Origin of the sequence: Shewanella dokdonensis (assembly GCF_018394335.1) — a bacterium.
GTDB classification, from domain to species: Bacteria; Pseudomonadota; Gammaproteobacteria; order Enterobacterales; family Shewanellaceae; genus Shewanella; species Shewanella dokdonensis.
In genome coordinates this window covers 3,665,177-3,683,505 of record NZ_CP074572.1, presented here as the reverse complement: position 1 = coordinate 3,683,505, position 18,329 = coordinate 3,665,177, and the positions used below count along the sequence as shown (strand labels likewise).

Below are 18,329 nucleotides of genomic sequence, written 5' to 3'. Positions count from 1 at the left end.
TGAGCCAATCTGCATCCACTGAGCCTACAGTCCTCTGGCCACTGACAGGAGGGATCCACCCTCCAGAAATGAAACAACTGTCGAATACTCGTCCCATTCAGCGACTAGCACCTGCAAGCGAATATCTGTTGCCATTACCACAAGTAGGCGAAACAGCCGTGTTAGCCGTTAAACCGGGGCAACGGGTATTGAAAGGACAGCCCCTAACACGTGGCGTTTCTGCCATGTATCTGGCAGTACATGCTCCAACCTCCGGCACCATTACCACGATTGAGCCAAAGCCCAGTAACCACCCATCGGCCTTACCAATACTGACGTGTGTCTTACAAGCCGATGGACTTGATGAATCAGTCATCTTCAATAATGCCTCTGGCCCATTAAGCCATGAACAGATATTGCAGAGAATTCGTGACGCAGGTATTGCCGGTATGGGCGGTGCTATGTTTCCAAGCCACATCAAACTCAATCCTGCTAGCAAGATTAAGTTGCTGATCATTAACGGTGTGGAGTGCGAGCCTTATATCACCGCCGATGACAGATTGATGCGGGAACAAGCCAGCGCCATTCTGAAGGGTGTGGCATTAATGCAGCAATTGCTGCAACCGGAAGCCATTATTGTCGCTATTGAAGACAATAAACCCGCAGCGGCACAGGCGATGGAGCAAGCCTTAGCCACCGTGAGCTTAAGTCGATGTCGCATTCAAGTCATTCCAACCAAATACCCTTCTGGTGGTGAAAAACAGCTGATCCACATTCTTACCGGTCAGGAAGTGCCTTCCGGCGCAATTCCGGCGCATTTAGGCATTGTGGTGCAGAATGTCGGTACGGCTTTTGCGATTCAGCAAGCGGTATATCAAGGGCTGCCACTGCTTGAGCGGGTTATTACGGTCACCGGCAGCAATACAACAACACCTGGCAACTACTGGATCCCCATAGGGACTCCCGTTCGTCACATTCTTGAACAGACAGGGTTTAAGGCTACACCTGACAGTAAAGTGATTGTCGGCGGCCCGATGATGGGTTACACCCTAGCAACGGTTGATGTGCCCGTCTTGAAAGGCACTAACTGCCTGTTGTTGCCACAGCCGGAAGAACTCGCTACGGCAGCGCAGGAGCGCTCCTGCATCCGTTGTGGCGAATGTGCACAAGTGTGTCCGGTAGCCTTGCTGCCACAACAACTGTATTGGCATGCCAAGGCAGCAGAATATGATAAAGCCGAAAGTTTCCATCTGAAGGACTGCATCGAATGTGGTTGTTGCAGCTATGTCTGTCCATCTGACATTCCATTAGTACAGTATTATCGTGTTGCTAAAGCAGCAATCCGCAAAAACCGCGAAGACAAACTGCATGCAGAGCACGCTAAAAAGCGCTTTGAAGCGCGCAGTTTGCGACTAGAGCAGGAAAAACAAGAGCGCGCTAGCAAAGCACAGGAAGCCGCGGCAAAACGTAAATCCGTAATGTCTGGAGATGAAAAGGATACTGTGGCCGCAGCGCTTGCACGGGTAAAAGCCAAGCCAGGCCGCCAAAAACACAACTGACAATACACCTTCACCCGTGGTGGATAATAAAGCCGCTGTAGCAGCCGCGATTGCCAGAGCCAAAGCGAAAAAGGCCCAGACAACAGCCGCCAGCGAAAACCAGCCCGAGGCACCGAGCCCAAATCAAGATGACAAAAAAGCCGCCGTTGCAGCTGCAATAGCGAGGGCTAAAGCCAAGAAGGCTGCCGAGCAATCTTCGGCTACAGCCACAGCTACCACAACGGCACTGACGCCTGAGGCAGAAAAACAAGCCAAAGTAGCTGCCGCCGTTGCCCGCGCCAAAGCCAAAAAAGCGCAAGCGACTGCCGAGGCTCCCGAATTGAAGGAAGCGGATACATCAGCGGCAAGCAGTAACACCGCACTCACGGCTGCCACAGATAAACAGGCCAAAATAGCGGCGGCGATTGCGAAAGCTAAAGCCAAAAAAGCGGCGACAGATACCCACGTAGCAACCGAAGAGACTTCATTGGCTGCAGCCACTGCTGTTGACAATACAGTTGATACCGACAAGAAGGCACGAATCGCAGCAGCAATTGCAAAAGCTAAAGCTAAAAAATCCGCATCGGCACCCGAGCTTAGCATCGAAGAAGCAACCGAGAGTACTGAGAGTATGGTGCCGGAGACTGAGGCAAATGCTGACAATGAGCCGCAGCCGTCACCGGTAACCAACAGTGCAGAGCCAACTCACGCCGTTATTGATGATAAAAAGCCCGTATAGCTGCCGCTGTAGCAAAAGCCAAGCAGAAAGCACGTGAGCGTGCTCGCGAGCAGGAGAATAATTAACATGGCATTTAAAATTGCCTCATCGCCCCATTTGAGCCGTCAACTGCAAACCAGCACAGTAATGCAACGCGTGCTGTTATGCGCCATGCCAGCACTGGTAGTGCAATGCGCATTTTTCGGTTGGGGCACTTTAATCCAGGTGATACTGGCGATGCTGGTCGCGCTATGCTGCGAAGCCGTGATCATGCAACTGCGGCAACGGTCAGTCATTCACACTATTTCTGACAACAGTGCGTTGTTAACCGCATTTTTGCTAGGCGTCGCAATTCCGCCTTTAGCGCCATGGTGGTTGGTGCTGATAGGTAGCGCCTTTGCCATCATCATAGTGAAACAGTTGTATGGTGGCTTAGGGCAGAATCTGTTCAACCCTGCAATGGCCGCATATGTATTACTGTTGATTGCCTTTCCGGTGCAAATGACCAGTTGGGTCGCCCCCGTCACGGCAGCCCAGCATTCTCCCGGTTTTTTTGACAGCTTGCAGATTATTTTTAGCGGCTCACAAATAGCCGTTGCCGATAGCTATCGGCTTGGCATTGATGGCACCACCATGGCCACACCTCTGGATACACTGAAAACAGATCTGCATTTAGGAATTACTACCGCCGACAGTTTGCAAAAACTCATTTTCAATGGTTGGGCGGGGAAAGGCTGGTTTTGGGTAAATTTGGCGTATCTCGCGGGTGGACTGTTACTGCTACGGCTTAAATTGATTCGCTGGCATATCAGCGCTGGCGTGCTTGGCGCCCTATTGGTCTGCGCCACTATCGCTTGGGCCTGGGATCCGCTGACACATGTCAGCCCGCTGATCCACCTGTTTTCCGGTGCCACCATGATTGGTGCATTCTTTATTGCGACCGATCCCGTGACGGCCGCCACCAGTAACAAAGGTCGCCTGCTGTTTGGTGCTATTATCGGCGTATTGGTCTACCTCATTCGGAGTTTTGGCGGCTATCCCGATGCCTTCGCTTTTGCGGTACTACTGGCCAATATCAGTGCGCCATTGATCGATTATTACATCAAGCCTCGTACATACGGCCATTCACGGGGCTGAGGAGCAGATTTTGCACAATACAATGTTAAGAAATGGCATGTTGCTGGGATTATTTGCACTGATCTGTACCGCCTTGGTGGCCGCAGTCAATCTGATGACTAAACAAACCATTGCCGACCAGCAACGGCTGCAACTGTTGAAAGTGTTACACCAGATTATTCCCGATGCGCTGCACGACAATGATTTGGCACAAACCTGCACCCTACTGCATGCCCCAGAGAGTCTGGGTACTAGCCGCCCTCTCCCCGCTTATGTGGCGATGAAAAATGGACAAGCGGTGGCAATAGCCATAGAAGCCGTAGCGCCAGATGGCTACAACGGCGAAATTCAACTCATTGTGGGTGTGCGCAATGATGGCACTGTACTTGGAGTACAGACATTGTCACAACAGGAAACCCCGGACTTGGTGATAAAATCGACAGTCGCAAATCAAACTGGGTGAAACGCTTTGCTGGCAAAGTCTTTGACAGCAGCAACGATAAGAGCTGGTATGTAAAAAAGATGGTGGTGATATTGATCAGTTTACCGGAGCCACCATCACCCCCAGGGCCTATACCAAAGCGCTACGCAATGCGCTCAGTTACTTTGAAGCGAATCAACAGATGATCTACCAGCAACCAATGAATTGTGAGGCAAACCAATGAGCCAATACCGTGAAATTGCCTGGCAGGGATTATGGAAAAACAACCCAGGATTAGTGCAACTCTTGGGACTCTGTCCATTACTGGCCGTCACCGCCACCTTCACCAATGCCATCGGCCTTGGCGTTGCCACCATGGTGGTACTCATTGCATCAAACGTACTGGTGTCTCTCGTGCGAGATTTTGTCCCGAAAGATATCCGTATCCCGGTGTTTGTGATGATCATTGCCGCGCTGGTTACTGCGGTACAGTTGCTGATCAATGCTTATGCCTATGGCTTGTATTTATCACTTGGGATTTTCTTACCGCTGATTGTTACCAACTGCATCATTATTGGCCGAGCAGAAGCTTTTGCTTCTCGAAATAGTCCATTAAAAGCGGCCTTTGACGGCTTAATGATGGGCATGGGATTTACCTTGGTATTGATGGTCTTAGGTGCAGCGAGGAGATCCTGGGTCAGGGCACCTTATTTGATGGTGCGGATCAGCTGCTTGGTAGTTGGGCCAGTGTATTACGTATAGAAGTCTGGCACGTTAACACACCGTTCCTGTTGGCAATGTTACCACCGGGCGCCTTCTTTGGTGTGGGTCTGTTGATCGCGCTAAAAAACGTGATAGACAAAAACTCTCCGCCCGCAAAACCCAAGCGGCAGCAACTATCGTGACACGTGCGAGAGTCACCAAGGTGAACTAACCCTTAGTGAAGGACCAACAGTGAATAACGCTAAAAGAACTGAAATTCTTAAACGCCTAAGAGCGCAGAATCCTCACCCTAAAACCGAATTACATTACAGTAGTCCATTTGAGCTGCTGGTAGCTGTCGCATTGTCAGCACAAGCCACAGACGTGAGTGTCAATAAGGCCACGGCCAAACTGTTCCCGGTAGCTAACACACCGCAAGCCATCGTAAATCTAGGTGTTGAAGGACTCAAACACTTCATCAAAACCATCGGGCTGTACAACAACAAAGCTGTCAATGTCGTTGCGCTATCGCAGAAATTATTGGATGACTATCAGGGTCAAGTGCCCGAGGACAGAGCCGCATTAGAATCCTTGCCTGGTGTGGGCCGAAAAACGGCAAATGTGGTGCTTAACACTGCCTTTGGCTGGCCAACCATAGCCGTCGATACTCACATTTTCCGGGTCAGCAATCGTACCAATTTTGCCCCTGGAAAAAACGTACAGCAGGTAGAGGATAAACTGCTAAAAGTTGTCCCAGATGAATTTAAGGTTGATGTTCACCACTGGCTAATTCTGCACGGTCGATATACTTGCATTGCACGTAAGCCTAGATGCGGCAGTTGCATTATCGAAGATCTCTGTGAATTTAAAGAGAAAATTTATCCAGAGTCATAAAAAAGCCGCCTCTTGAGGCGGCCTTAAGCAATCAATATAATCACTAGCGAAAAGGGATTACACTTCAGAAAATTTGCGCAATAAGTGCCATAAATACTAGCGCGATGACACAAGTTGTTCCCAAAGCCATTTTTAATTCTGTCGTCATAGTTATCTCCCTGAGTTAGCATCGGCTTCATTATTGGTGATATGGTAATAATTTCAACATTAGGTTACATAATATGTGACCTATCAAACATCCAGACAGTTGTGCAAGTGAGCAGCAACACACTTTAGCAATTAAATCTTGTAGCAACTGCAACACTGAAATGCACAAGCAAGTAGAGGTACGTATGTCTCAGGTTTTACACACGATGATCCGCGTTGGCAATTTGGAACGCAGTATCGAATTTTACACCCGAGTTATGGGAATGAAGTTACTGCGCCAATCGGAAAATCCGCAATACAAATACAGTTTGGCCTTTGTTGGTTTTGATGAAGAAAATCGGGGTGCAGCAGTTATTGAACTCACCTATAACTGGGGCACTGAAAAATATGATATGGGTAACGCCTTTGGTCATATCGCTATCGGTGAAACAGATATCTATCACCGCTGCGAAGCTATTGCAGCTGCCGGTGGGAAAGTAACCCGAGCCCCCGGCCCTGTTGCTGGAGGCACCACAGAAATTGCATTTGTTGAAGATCCTGACGGTTACAAAATTGAGCTGATCCAGATGACTTCTGCCGAAAAAGGTCTTGGCTAACGTTTTATTGATGATATAGCTCCGTCTTTATGCAGCTGAGCTATTCACTCTTTATAGCGCAATCCCCGCTGATGATTGCGCTGTTTCCCACAAACTAGTACCTGAGCCTCAATTGTCTACAATTCGTCAGTATGCCCTCTCCGTTATGAGTGCGTCTCAGATAGCCACCTCTTTATAGTTTTAGTTCAATCGCGCCCCTGCTTTATCCATGTTGAACCTAAAAACCAGCCAATATGACTTCTTACATAACTGGGCAAAACTTATCACTTGACCTCAAGTTAAGTTGAGGATGTAAACTCCATAAAATACAAAAATATCGAGACACGCTTATATACGCTGCTGAGCTATATAACATGTTATTGATCTGTATTGATAAGTTATCTTCGGGGCTAGTATGGATCTTAACCAATTACAAATATTTGCAAAGACGGTTGAAATAAAATCATTTACCGGTGCAGCTAAAGCATTGGGGTTAACCAAAACAACCGTAAGTAGAAAAATATCAGAATTAGAAGAACGTGTTGGCATAAAATTACTCACTCGCAGCACCAGAAGAATAGCGCTAACACATGATGGAGTTTTATTTTATGAAACAATATATAAAGCTTTTTCAGAGCTAAAAACAGCTGAATCACAACTCATTACAGATATAGATAAAGGGAAAATAAAAGTTGTCTTACCTTATGAATTAAATGATGTAGTCGATTACTCTATATTTTACTCATACTTAGAAGCACAAAAAAATATCAATATAGAATTAGAGTTGTGTAACAAATCAAAATACAACCTCATCAATGAAAACATTGACATATTATTCCACTTTAATGAAATTAATGATAATACAATAAAAAGTATCAAACTACTTAACATCAACAAACTAATGGTAGCCAGTCCATCATATATTTCAAAACATGGGGCACCAACTTACCCTACTGAGATCAACACTCATAATTATATAGATTGCATGTCAAATCAATCAGTTGATATTGAGCAAGGAAAAATAAAATTATTTGATGGTAAGTCCTGGGTATATCTTACCCCAAATATCAAGATGAGTTTAGATAGTGCGATACTAGCTAAAAATTTAGCAATCGACGGTTTTGGTATAACAGTATTACCAGAAGAACTTGCAGAAGTAGAGATAGCTAAAGGAACACTAATAAATATATTAGAAGATTATCCTATAAAAAGTAGCATACTCTACTTATCATACATAAAACAACATCCGATCCCGAGTAGAATTACATCTTTTATTAACCACATACATACCAATCTCATCTCGAAATTTAGTGATAGAGTAATAGATCCTGTTTTAGATAGTTCCCATCACTTTAAATAATGCTATTTATGAATAAATTTTTAACGATACCATAAAAATAGCCTTCATTATCTAAATAATGAAGGCTATAAATTTATATTGGATCACCCACTTGTTATCACATTAGTTAATAACAAGTGAGTATTTTCAATCCGCTTGAGAAATTACTAACGAATCAAATCACCAATGATTAAAACTTGTAGCTTACACTACCATAGATCTGACGACCGACAACATCGTAAACCTGTGGAGAGGTACCACCATCACTTCCGTTAGACACATATGACGGATCCTCATCGGTAAAGTTCTTAACACCAGCAGATAAACTCAAGTTATCAGTAAAGTGATAAGTACCAACGATGTTATGGTACAATACCGAGTCAGCTTCACTTCCATCGCCCATATCGTAATCTAGCATACTGCTGATATAGCGATTGTAATACATAACACTCCAAGCATCCTGACTTGCGGTTACACTAAAATTATTGCGCCATTTAGCATAACCACCCATATTACCATCTACATAACCACGGTAATCGATACCATCTTTTTTATAGTCAATCAGGTAGGTAGCATCATTATTGATGCTCCAATCTAACCCTAAGCCTGAGAATTTATAAGCGATGTTAATATCGACGCCACTCGTTTTGACACTACCCACGTTAGTCAAAGCAGAGGTTAGAGTTGTTAGATCGCCATCAGGAGTTACATTAATGATGGCACAAGCCGCTTCAGCATCAGCTCCACCATCGTGACAAGCCTTCAGCTTAGACTGCACATCTACACGAGTAATTGCATCAGAGATATTAAATTTCCAGTAATCGATAGTAGTTGAGAATCCATCTAAATAACTAGGAGAATATACAATACCTGCAGTATAAGATTCTGACTCTTCAGGTTTCAGATTAGGATCAGAAGTATAATTAACCAAGATCTGAGGGTCGAAAGTATTACCCCATGGATCGGTCAAATAGTCATATGACCCAGAATTACCACCGAACAACTCGCTAACATTTGGAGCGCGGAATCCTGTCGCAACTACGCCACGCAGCATAATATCTTCAGTAGCGCGGTAAGTTAAGCCTACTTTCCAAGTCGAAGCCTTGCCGAAAGTGTCATACTCGTCATAACGCCATGCGAAGTCACCTGTCAGTTTTTCAGTAAATGGCACACTCACTTCTTGGAAGAAAGAGATAACATCATAATGTCCATTTGTAGGATATTGTTGCGCTGACGAACTATCACCAGCAACGACAACTGGATCTGGGTCAAAATAACCACTCTCATAACGATATTCTGCGCCAATAGCAAAGCTTACAGCACCAGCACTTAACTGGAACAAATCGCCACTCAAGTTAGCTTGGACATCATGTTGCTCGTTACCACCACGGGCATCATCTGTAAATGAAATATCATTTTGAATGTCTTCATTCACTGGATTCCCAGTAAACCAAGCATCAGGATCAGCATATATAGAGGCTTTCATATTGGTAGCATTAATAGAATTATCTACCCAAGTCTTAGCCTTATTCTTGCCATAGGTATATGAAATATCCCATGACAAACCATTCCCTGCGTTTAAATATCCTTGCAAATCAAGAGATGCACGATATGTATCTGTATCTTGTCCATATATGCGAGGACCAACTTCATTAGTACGACGACGGAAATTGATTTTTCCAGTTTTTTCATTAGCTACGATACCACCAGCGACCATTGCATCTGTCAGATTGATACATTGGGAAGTAGTCGAGTCGGTACAAACAGGGAGATAAAGATTAGCAGGTTCAGCCGCCATCTGTTGGTTAGATTTACGCTTAGTGTATAAAAAATCTCCCGTCAGAACTAAGTCATTACCAAGTTCTTGGGTCATATTAGCAAAGAGGCTGTAACGCTTGCTTGGTGTCTGGTACCAACTGTCAGGAGTGAAATCATAACCCTCTTCTAACGGAACCCAAGCACCATTCTGGTATTCTTTCATCTCCTGTTCTGGGTCACCATCTTTATCAAGCACAACATCGCCATTTGCGTCGAGCTGATTACCAATGATTTCCCCCTGAGGGACTATAGAGCTGCTGCCACGTTCAGTCCACTTACGGTCACCCTGAATGACACCATTACGCTTAGCGAATGCCGCACCAAAGGTATAATTACCACCATTAGCAGTGCTAAAACCATATAGTCCATTTAGTTCGTATGTCTGACCATCTCCCTTATCAGTGGAAGATGACTTAGCATCAAATTGAAAACCTTCAAAATCTTTCTTAGTGATGATGTTAACAACCCCAGCAATAGCATCAGAGCCATATACTGCAGATGCACCATCCTTCAGGATTTCTACACGTTGAATCATTGCCACAGGAATAGCATTCAGATCCACAGCACTATCAGCACCAGAGCCAGAATTCACCATACGGCGACCATTTAACAGTACTAAGGTACGGTTAGCCCCCATACCACGTAAATCTACTTGAGCTGCACCATCTGAACCGTTATTGGTAGTAGCGCCAATAGGTGCACCCGCCATAGAAGTTTGGTCTTGCAGTAATTGGTCAACAGAAGCATAACCTTGAGCAACAATGGTATCAGCACTGATAGAGGTGACAGGAGACGCAGTCTCCATATCTTGACGTTTAATACGTGAGCCAGTCACCTCAATACGTTCAACATCACCGCCTTTAGCAGTTGACTGTTCTGCCGCTACAGCAGTATGCACTATTCCAAAAGACCCTGCGGATACAGCAGCAATCAGCGATAATCTTACCGCTGCTGTTATTTTATTCGTTTTAAGCATTCAAAACTCCCTTACTTCCTGGTTTGTTTTACTGCTGAATTTTTATATTTATTCACGCCTGAATCCAGACTGGGAAAGATACTGTCGCCAACTAAACGTTGCGTCAATCCTTCATTTAAAAGTAATCCAAGAATAAAATGTTTTTAATTTGTTTTATGTGCGTATCCATATGTTAAATATACTTTTAAAATACTATAAATTGACTCAAAAAAATACAAAATGCTCATTTTTAGAACTGCTTTTAACATTTTAACATGTAAAAAAATACAAATTTAATTAACATTTACAGCAAGCCATTATGTGACATGCATCACAAAAGTCAAGGCTAAAGATCATGAGCAGTGCTTGTCAGTACCCTTTGAGTTCACAACATTTTACCTTTTAAACATATTTACATATGTTATAAAAATATTTATTTTTTTAACATATAGCTTTATTTATTTTTATTATGTTAATTATGGTATTTTTTTGTTATCAAAATATAATTAATATAATGTCTTTAGTATTAATAATAATTAATGTTAACAAATCATTTTTTGGCATATCTTTTGGCCAATCATTAAAGATAAGTTTTAATTTGATGAGATAACGACAAGAGTGACAAGTAAATAAAAAAGCCGCTTTTAGCGGCTTTTTTATTTACTTGTCACTCTACTCTTCGTCTTTACGGTATTTATTTGCTGTTTCTTTAATCAAAGTCTGTAACTCTCCCTTTTGATACATCTCAGTTACAATGTCACAGCCACCGATTAATTCACCTTCAACCCACAATTGTGGGAAAGTTGGCCAGTTTGCATATTTAGGCAGTTCTGCCCGGATATCGGGGTGTTGCAGGATATCGACGAACGCAAACTGCTCCCCAATATTGATCATGATTTGAGCTACCTGAGAAGAAAATCCGCAACTTGGCAGTTTAGGAGAGCCCTTCATGTAGAGAATTATAGGATTTTCAGTAAGTTGGTGTTTAATTTTCTCAACAGTATCCATTTTGGTTCCTGAGTAATAGTATGCGTAGCCGTCTATTGTACGTCAGTCACTATGACAACAAAAACACAGTAAATATAGGGTTTTTAAATGCACACTATCTAATGGAAAGCAATCACATTTTTCATCTAAACAATGATGCGCTTCACACATTTTATCAGTACAATAGTGCCCAGTGAGCATGTTCAAGAATGATAAACCAAGTCAATGGAGAGATAACAATGGCTTTCGAATTACCTGCATTACCTTACGCAAAAGATGCATTGGAACCCCATATTTCACAAGAAACTTTAGAATACCATTATGGCAAACACCACAACACTTACGTGGTAAACCTCAATAAGTTGATAGCCGGAACTGAAAATGAAGGCAAATCATTGGAGGCGATTATCAAGTCGTCTTCAGGTGGTGTGTTCAACAATGCGGCTCAGGTTTGGAACCATACTTTTTACTGGAACTGCCTTGCACCTACCGCAGGCGGCGAAGCAACTGGTGCCGTTGCCGCTGCAATTGCTAAAGCTTTCGGTTCATTTGAAGTGTTTAAAGAAGAATTTACTAAGAGCGCAACAGGCAACTTTGGCTCAGGTTGGACCTGGTTAGTGAAGAAGGCTGATGGCTCATTAGCCATTCAGAACACCTCTAATGCTGGCTGCCCGCTGACAGACGGGGTAACCCCACTACTGACGGTTGATGTATGGGAACATGCCTATTACATCGACTACCGTAATGCCCGCCCTAACTATCTGTCGCATTATTGGGAACTGGTTAACTGGGATTTTGTGAATAAAAATTTCGCGGCTTAATTTTTACCCTGGTTAAAAATAACCTATGGTTTAATGCCGGTCTTTCAGTGAGATAGCCAAGCTATCTCACTGAAATGCTCAAAATCCGATGGCTTATCGTCATCGGATTTTTTATGCCCAAATTATCGAACGCCTTTGCGATGGCTATATGTCAAACTCAGAACCACTCGGCAACTTGCTGAATATTCATCCATTTTTTATTCACAGAGCCTTTAACTAGTTGAGCGCTACCTCTTCATAACTACACACTTCCTTTAATTAACTGTGATAATGCTTAGAAGCATACTCGGCAAACACGCCTATATGCGGTGGAATAAAAACTGAGCCCCAAGAGGAATTCGACTATCAGAAATATCAGTCAGCGCTTAGCTAATAGGCATTGAACTCACACTCCTTTTGACAAATCACCTCACCATGCAGTGCCAGTCATGATATGACGGTTTTCCAGCAAAAAACCGTTACTTCAAGAACATAGTAACATCTACGCAACAACTGCAAATATTGCTTTTGCAACTATTTCTCTTTGTTTTAGTTATGTTTTTTGACAACTCCTATGAAATAGTGTCTAAGATTAAGTGTAGGTCACTACATCACGAGAGTTTCCATCCAGAGATAAGCTTGGTGTTTCAGGGGGTTTAAGATGGGTATATTCGAGCATTATCAGCAGCGCTACGAGAAGAAACTCGAGGAAGAATTCACACTTCAGGAGTTTCTCGACCTCTGCAAAAAAGATCGCACGGCATACGCTTCGGCAGCCGAAAGACTGCTTATCGCTATTGGTGAGCCGGAAGTTATCGACACCTCAAAAAATCCAGTGTTGAGTCGGATTTTCTCTAACCGTGTGATTTCACGTTATCCAGCCTTTAAAGACTTCTTCGGCATGGAAGAAGCCATTGAACAGATCGTTTCCTATTTGCGCCATTCAGCGCAAGGATTGGAGGAATCAAAACAGATCCTGTACTTACTCGGGCCTGTCGGTGGCGGTAAATCATCGCTAGCAGAAAAACTCAAGGCTCTGATGCAGGAAGTTCCTGTGTATATACTGACGGCCAATGGCGAACGCAGTCCGGTAAATGACCACCCATTTTGTCTCTTTGACCCAGATGAAGATGGCAAGTTACTGCAACAGGAATATCAAATTCCATTACGCTATCTAAAAACCATCATGTCACCTTGGGCGGTTAAGCGTTTACATGAATTTGGCGGTGATATCTCCAAATTCCGCGTGGTAAAAGTATTTCCCTCTGTGCTTGATCAGATAGCAATCGCAAAAACGGAACCAGGTGATGAAAACAATCAGGATATCTCATCTCTGGTTGGTAAAGTCGATATTCGAAAACTTGAGCACTACGCACAAAATGATGCCGATGCCTACGCCTATTCCGGCGCATTATGCCGTGCTAACCAGGGACTAATGGAATTTGTGGAGATGTTTAAAGCGCCCATCAAGGTGCTACATCCTCTGCTGACGGCCACCCAGGAAGGTAACTATAACGGCACTGAAGGACTCTCTGCCTTACCTTTCAGCGGCATCATTCTGGCGCATTCCAATGAGTCTGAATGGAGTGCCTTCCGTAACAACAAAAACAATGAAGCGTTTCTTGACCGTGTATACATAGTCAAAGTGCCTTATTGTCTGCGAGTGTCAGAAGAGATCCACATCTACGAAAAACTCATTGCAAACTCTGAACTGGCGCACGCGCCCTGCTCTCCCAGTACCTTAGAAACACTGGCACAGTTCAGCGTACTCTCAAGAATTAAGGCGCCAGAAAACTCTGCTATCTACTCCAAGATGCGGGTTTATAACGGCGAAAGTCTTAAAGATACAGATCCTAAGGCCAAGTCATACCAAGAATACCGCGACTATGCTGGGGTTGATGAAGGGATGGAAGGGTTATCGACCCGTTTTGCCTTCAAGATCCTCTCAAAAGTATTTAACTTTGACAGGACAGAGATTGCCGCCAACCCTGTACACCTGTTTTATGTGTTGGAAAAACAAATTGAACAGGAACAATTCCCCAACGATACCGCCGATCGTTATTTGGAATTTTTAAAAGGCTATTTAATCCCTAAATATGTGGAATTTATTGGTAAAGAGATCCAAACCGCATACCTAGAATCCTACTCGGAATACGGCCAGAACATTTTTGACCGTTATGTCACCTATGCTGATTTCTGGATCCAGGATCAGGAATATCGTGACCCAGAAACCGGCCAACTATTTGACCGAGCCGCACTAAACGCCGAACTGGAAAAAATCGAAAAACCGGCTGGGATCAGCAACCCCAAAGATTTCCGTAATGAAATCGTCAATTTCGTATTACGTGCCCGCGCCAACAACGATGGCAATAATCCCACTTGGACGAGTTACGAGAAACTACGCACAGTGATAGAAAAGAAAATGTTTTCTAACACCGAAGATCTATTGCCGGTGATTTCATTCAACACCAAGACCTCCACTGAAGATCAGCGTAAACATGACGACTTTGTCAGTCGTATGATGGAAAAAGGCTACACCAAAAAACAGGTACGTCTGCTATCTGAATGGTACCTGAGGGTAAGAAAATCCTCGTAGTCCGGTGACGAGGCCAGAGCCCTGGCCTCGGTTCTTACTTTGGGAGGTGCTTATGGCAAATTTCATTGACAGGCGGTTAAATGCCAAGGGTAAAAGTACGGTTAACCGCCAGCGTTTTATCAACCGCTATAAACAGCAGATAAAAAAGCGGTAAGTGATGCAGTCACCCGACGCAGTGTTACTGATATCGATAAGGGCGAAAAGATCAGTATTCCGACGCGGGATATCAGTGAGCCGATATTTCATCAAGGCCAAGGCGGGGTTCGTGAACGGGTACATCCCGGCAATGATCAATTTACCCGTGGCGATAAGATTGAGCGGCCACCCGCAGGTGGCAGTGGCGGCAGCGGCTCGGGTGAGGCGTCAGACAGCGGCGAAGGTCAGGATGACTTTGTGTTTCAGATCTCCAAAGATGAGTATCTGGAACTGTTATTTGAAGATCTAGAGCTGCCGAATCTCCAGAAAAATCGCCTCAACAAATTGGTGGAGTATCAAACATATCGCGCCGGCTATACCACCGATGGCGTGCCTACCAATATCAATATCGTCCGCTCATTACGTTCGTCTTTAGCACGGCGCACCGCCATGACCGCAGGCAAAAAGCGTGAACTGCATGCACTGGAACAAGAATTAGCGACGTTACAAAACACCGTTGGTGCCAGCGCCGATCGCATACTAGCGCTTAAGGCTCAGATAGAAGAACTGAAGCAGAAAATTAAAAAAGTCCCGTTTATTGATACCTTTGATTTGCGCTTTAATAATTTTGCTAAACGGGAAATTCCCACCAGCCAAGCGGTGATGTTTTGCCTGATGGATGTATCTGGGTCGATGGATCAGGCCACCAAAGATATGGCGAAACGCTTCTACATTTTGTTATACCTGTTTCTCACCCGTACCTACAAAAACCTGGAAGTGGTCTACATCCGGCATCACACCCAAGCCAAAGAAGTAGACGAACACGAATTTTTCTATTCGCAGGAAACTGGCGGCACTATCGTCTCCAGTGCGTTAAAACTGATGCATGAAATTCAGCAGAAACGTTATCCCGCCGATGAATGGAACATTTATGCGGCGCAAGCTTCCGATGGTGACAACTGGGCCGATGATTCCCCTTTATGTTATCAGCTCTTAGAAAAGCAGATCCTGCCGTTTGTACGCTACTTTTCCTATATTGAAATCACTAATCGCGCCCATCAAACGCTCTGGCGCGAGTACGAACAACTCACTGAAAAATTTGACAATATGGCAGTCAGAAATATTCGACAAGTAGAAGATATCTACCCGGTATTTCGTGAGCTATTCAAGAAGCAAGCAGTTTAAGGGGGCCATATGGCAAGAAATAAACAGCGTCAGCCACTGAGCGATGGACCAGAATGGACCTTTGAACTGTTGCAATCGTATGAGCAGGAGATCGCTAGAGTTGCCGCCCATTACCGCTTGGATACTTACCCCAACCAGATTGAGGTTATTACCGCTGAGCAGATGATGGACGCCTACTCCAGCGTTGGCATGCCGATTGGGTACACCCATTGGTCATTTGGTAAACGCTTTATCGAAACTGAGCAGGGATACAAACGGGGACAGATGGGATTGGCCTATGAAATTGTTATCAATTCTGACCCTTGTATTGCTTATCTTATGGAAGAAAACACGATGACCATGCAGGCACTGGTGATTGCACATGCCTGTTATGGACATAATAGTTTTTTCAAGAACAATTATCTGTTCAAAACCTGGACAGATGCCAGCTCCATCATTGATTACCTCGTTTTTGCCAAACAATACATCAGTCAGTGTGAACGCAAGTACGGGGTAGAAGAAGTTGAGAGCATTCTCGACTCATGCCACGCCCTGATGAATTATGGAGTGGATCGCTACAAACGACCGGCACATATCTCATTTAAAGAAGAACAGCTACGGCAACAGGAACGTGAAGCTTATCTGCAAAGTCAGGTGAATGATCTATGGCGTACGATCCCGATAAAGCCTGCCGAGCAGAAACTGCTATCCGATAAACGTTTTCCGCCAGAGCCGCAGGAAAATATCTTATATTTCATTGAGAAAAAGCGCCATTACTGGAACCGTGGCAACGCGAAGTGGTACGTATCGTCCGTAAATTGGGGCAATATTTCTATCCGCAGCGGCAGACCCAGGTGATGAATGAAGGCTGGGCCACTTTTTGGCACTATACCTTGCTCAATCATCTCTACGATGAAGGGCTAGTCACCGATCGGTTTATGCTGGAGTTTTTGCAAAGTCATACTAACGTGGTCGCGCAACCTGCCTATAACAGCCCTTATTACAGTGGTATCAATCCCTATGCTTTGGGCTTTAACATGTTCTGCGATATTCGCCGTATTTGTGAAGATCCTACCGATGAAGATCGTCGCTGGTTTCCCGATATCGCGGGCAGCAATTGGCTCGACACGCTACATTTTGCTATGCAGAACTTCAAGGATGAGAGTTTTATCAGCCAATATCTGTCGCCCAACCTTATCCGCAAATTCAAGCTATTTAGCGTATTGGATGACGAACGTCAGGAGTATCTCAGTATCTCGGCCATTCACAATGATCAAGGGTATCGCGAGATCCGTCAGATATTGTCATCCCAGTATAACTTGTCCAACAATGAGCCCAATATTCAGGTCTATAACGTTAATGTAAACGGTGATCGTGCGTTGACGTTACGTTATATTCCCAATCGAGGCATTCCGCTCGCGAACAGTCGTAATGAAGTGCTAAAGCATCTGCATCGTCTCTGGAAATTTGATGTGGTGCTGGAACAGATGGACGATGATGGTGAAATCAAAATAATTGCCGCGTGCCCTGAGAAAAATGCGGCCTAAACGGCTGATAGAAAATCAAATTGAACAAGGACTGCTGACAGACAGTCCTTTTCTTTTGTACCCGCAAGTGTGCACAGAAATTACAGGTTATCCTGAGCCATCTCCAACGGCATGCCATCACGCATTTTTTGCCACATGATGCCACTGTCTTTGCCATAGCCTCGCATCAATTCCGGCACCTCAGCAAACTGACCTGCCCGCGCTAAGCGTTCCAGATTGAGGTAAAAATCCAACGCTAACTTACGAGCTTCTGCATTACCGAAATAGTAACGCCCCACTTTACCGTAAAGCCCTTTAAAGCCGTTCAAGATCAGCACATACAAAGGGTTACCGGAAGAAAAGGCCAGAGAATGATGCAACTTGTAATCAAAATCGGTATACGCATCAGCATCGTCAGTCAAATCATGGGCTTTGGCGAGTGTATCAATCGCCACCTTAGGGTTGTTTCGCAATGCGCCACGAAAATAGATAGTGCTGATATTGGTTCTGGCTGACAGCAGTTGATCAACCAAAACAGGGAAGCCTGAGGGATTCAAATCTGCAATCGTTTCCAGAATATTCAGTCCAGAAGTTTCCCAGAAATTATTCACTTTAGTCGGTTTACCGTGCTGGATAGTCAGCCAGCCATCGCGCGCCAATCGCTGCAAAACTTCACGCAAGGTAGTGCGAGTCACACCAATAAGCTCTGATAATTCACGTTCCGCAGGAAGAATCGAACCTGGCGGGAATTTATTTTCCCAAATCGAGCGAACTATATATTTTTCTGCAAAGCTTGCAGGCCCTTTGGCATTAATGATCATCAGCCCAATTTTCCAGTGGTGACAGTAATTTTGGCCACTGATCATACCAGAGCCAAAAAAATGGAAACCTTCATACAATAGTCTACGGCTGCCATAGT

11 protein-coding genes and 4 pseudogenes are annotated in these 18,329 nt (G+C 44.4%); 12 read left to right on the top strand and 3 right to left on the bottom strand.

From position 1 onward, the window contains the following. Positions 1-68 precede the first annotated feature (68 nt). From rsxC to KHX94_RS17635, 8 genes and pseudogenes are all read left to right on the top strand, one after another. Complete coding sequence (rsxC, locus tag KHX94_RS21915) at positions 69-1,538, top strand: electron transport complex subunit RsxC (protein WP_425314024.1); 1,470 nt, start codon at positions 69-71, stop codon at positions 1,536-1,538. Positions 1,539-1,554: 16 nt separating this feature from the next. Next, positions 1,555-2,256: a hypothetical protein gene (locus KHX94_RS21910; RefSeq protein ID WP_425314023.1), complete on the top strand. Its 702-nt coding sequence runs from the start codon at positions 1,555-1,557 to the stop codon at positions 2,254-2,256. Between the two features lie 66 nt (positions 2,257-2,322). Continuing rightward, the gene (gene rsxD / locus KHX94_RS17660) at positions 2,323-3,372 is read left to right on the top strand and encodes an electron transport complex subunit RsxD (RefSeq protein WP_213681601.1); all 1,050 of its coding nucleotides are present in this window, start codon (positions 2,323-2,325) and stop codon (positions 3,370-3,372) included. 10 nt (positions 3,373-3,382) lie between these two features. After that, positions 3,383-4,016 (top strand): annotated as a pseudogene (gene rsxG / locus KHX94_RS17655) (electron transport complex subunit RsxG). Continuing rightward, positions 4,013-4,706: pseudogene (locus tag KHX94_RS17650) on the top strand (electron transport complex subunit E). Before rsxG ends, KHX94_RS17650 begins: the two co-directional pseudogenes overlap by 4 nt. A 20-nt stretch (positions 4,707-4,726) precedes the next feature. Beyond that, positions 4,727-5,368, top strand: coding sequence for an endonuclease III (gene nth / locus KHX94_RS17645; RefSeq protein ID WP_213681600.1), 642 nt, complete (start codon positions 4,727-4,729; stop codon positions 5,366-5,368). A gap of 332 nt (positions 5,369-5,700) precedes the next feature. Beyond that, entirely contained in the window at positions 5,701-6,111 is a 411-nt protein-coding gene (gene gloA / locus KHX94_RS17640; RefSeq protein ID WP_213683509.1) for a lactoylglutathione lyase, read from the top strand. Between the two features lie 394 nt (positions 6,112-6,505). Further along, positions 6,506-7,450, top strand: coding sequence for a LysR family transcriptional regulator (locus KHX94_RS17635; RefSeq protein WP_213681599.1), 945 nt, complete (start codon positions 6,506-6,508; stop codon positions 7,448-7,450). A gap of 169 nt (positions 7,451-7,619) precedes the next feature. On the opposite strand, the gene KHX94_RS17630 is transcribed toward KHX94_RS17635, so the two are convergent. Together KHX94_RS17630 and KHX94_RS17625 are read right to left on the bottom strand one after the other, a co-directional pair. After that, complete coding sequence (locus KHX94_RS17630; RefSeq protein WP_213681598.1) at positions 7,620-10,223, bottom strand: TonB-dependent receptor; 2,604 nt, start codon at positions 10,221-10,223, stop codon at positions 7,620-7,622. Positions 10,224-10,874: 651 nt separating this feature from the next. Then, the gene (locus KHX94_RS17625; RefSeq protein ID WP_213681597.1) at positions 10,875-11,210 is read right to left on the bottom strand and encodes a Grx4 family monothiol glutaredoxin; all 336 of its coding nucleotides are present in this window, start codon (positions 11,208-11,210) and stop codon (positions 10,875-10,877) included. 218 nt (positions 11,211-11,428) lie between these two features. Between KHX94_RS17625 and sodB the strand changes: the two genes are divergently transcribed. From sodB to KHX94_RS17605, 4 genes and pseudogenes are all read left to right on the top strand, one after another. After that, entirely contained in the window at positions 11,429-12,010 is a 582-nt protein-coding gene (gene sodB / locus KHX94_RS17620; RefSeq protein WP_213681596.1) for a superoxide dismutase [Fe], read from the top strand. Between the two features lie 640 nt (positions 12,011-12,650). Further along, complete coding sequence (locus KHX94_RS17615) at positions 12,651-14,585, top strand: PrkA family serine protein kinase (protein WP_213681595.1); 1,935 nt, start codon at positions 12,651-12,653, stop codon at positions 14,583-14,585. 52 nt (positions 14,586-14,637) lie between these two features. Further along, a pseudogene (locus KHX94_RS17610) lies at positions 14,638-15,905 on the top strand (YeaH/YhbH family protein). Between the two features lie 9 nt (positions 15,906-15,914). Next, positions 15,915-17,431: pseudogene (locus tag KHX94_RS17605) on the top strand (SpoVR family protein). Positions 17,432-17,511: 80 nt separating this feature from the next. Here the strand turns inward: KHX94_RS17605 and fadR are convergent. Beyond that, positions 17,512-18,231 carry a fatty acid metabolism transcriptional regulator FadR gene (gene fadR / locus KHX94_RS17600; protein ID WP_213681594.1) on the bottom strand — a complete coding sequence of 240 codons (720 nt, stop codon included), beginning with the start codon at positions 18,229-18,231 and terminating at the stop codon, positions 17,512-17,514. Between the last annotated feature and the right edge of the window lie 98 nt (positions 18,232-18,329).

Excerpts from the sequence above, each read along its gene's own strand:
- rsxC (WP_425314024.1), top strand. The coding sequence starts at position 69 with ATGAAACAACTGTCGAATACTCGTCCCATTCAGCGACTAGCACCTGCA.
- rsxD (WP_213681601.1), top strand. The coding sequence starts at position 2,323 with ATGGCATTTAAAATTGCCTCATCGCCCCATTTGAGCCGTCAACTGCAA.
- gloA (WP_213683509.1), top strand. The coding sequence starts at position 5,701 with ATGTCTCAGGTTTTACACACGATGATCCGCGTTGGCAATTTGGAACGC.
- KHX94_RS17635 (WP_213681599.1), top strand. The coding sequence starts at position 6,506 with ATGGATCTTAACCAATTACAAATATTTGCAAAGACGGTTGAAATAAAA.
- KHX94_RS17630 (WP_213681598.1), bottom strand. The coding sequence starts at position 10,223 with ATGCTTAAAACGAATAAAATAACAGCAGCGGTAAGATTATCGCTGATT.
- KHX94_RS17625 (WP_213681597.1), bottom strand. The coding sequence starts at position 11,210 with ATGGATACTGTTGAGAAAATTAAACACCAACTTACTGAAAATCCTATA.
- sodB (WP_213681596.1), top strand. The coding sequence starts at position 11,429 with ATGGCTTTCGAATTACCTGCATTACCTTACGCAAAAGATGCATTGGAA.
- KHX94_RS17615 (WP_213681595.1), top strand. The coding sequence starts at position 12,651 with ATGGGTATATTCGAGCATTATCAGCAGCGCTACGAGAAGAAACTCGAG.
- fadR (WP_213681594.1), bottom strand. The coding sequence starts at position 18,231 with ATGATCATTAATGCCAAAGGGCCTGCAAGCTTTGCAGAAAAATATATA.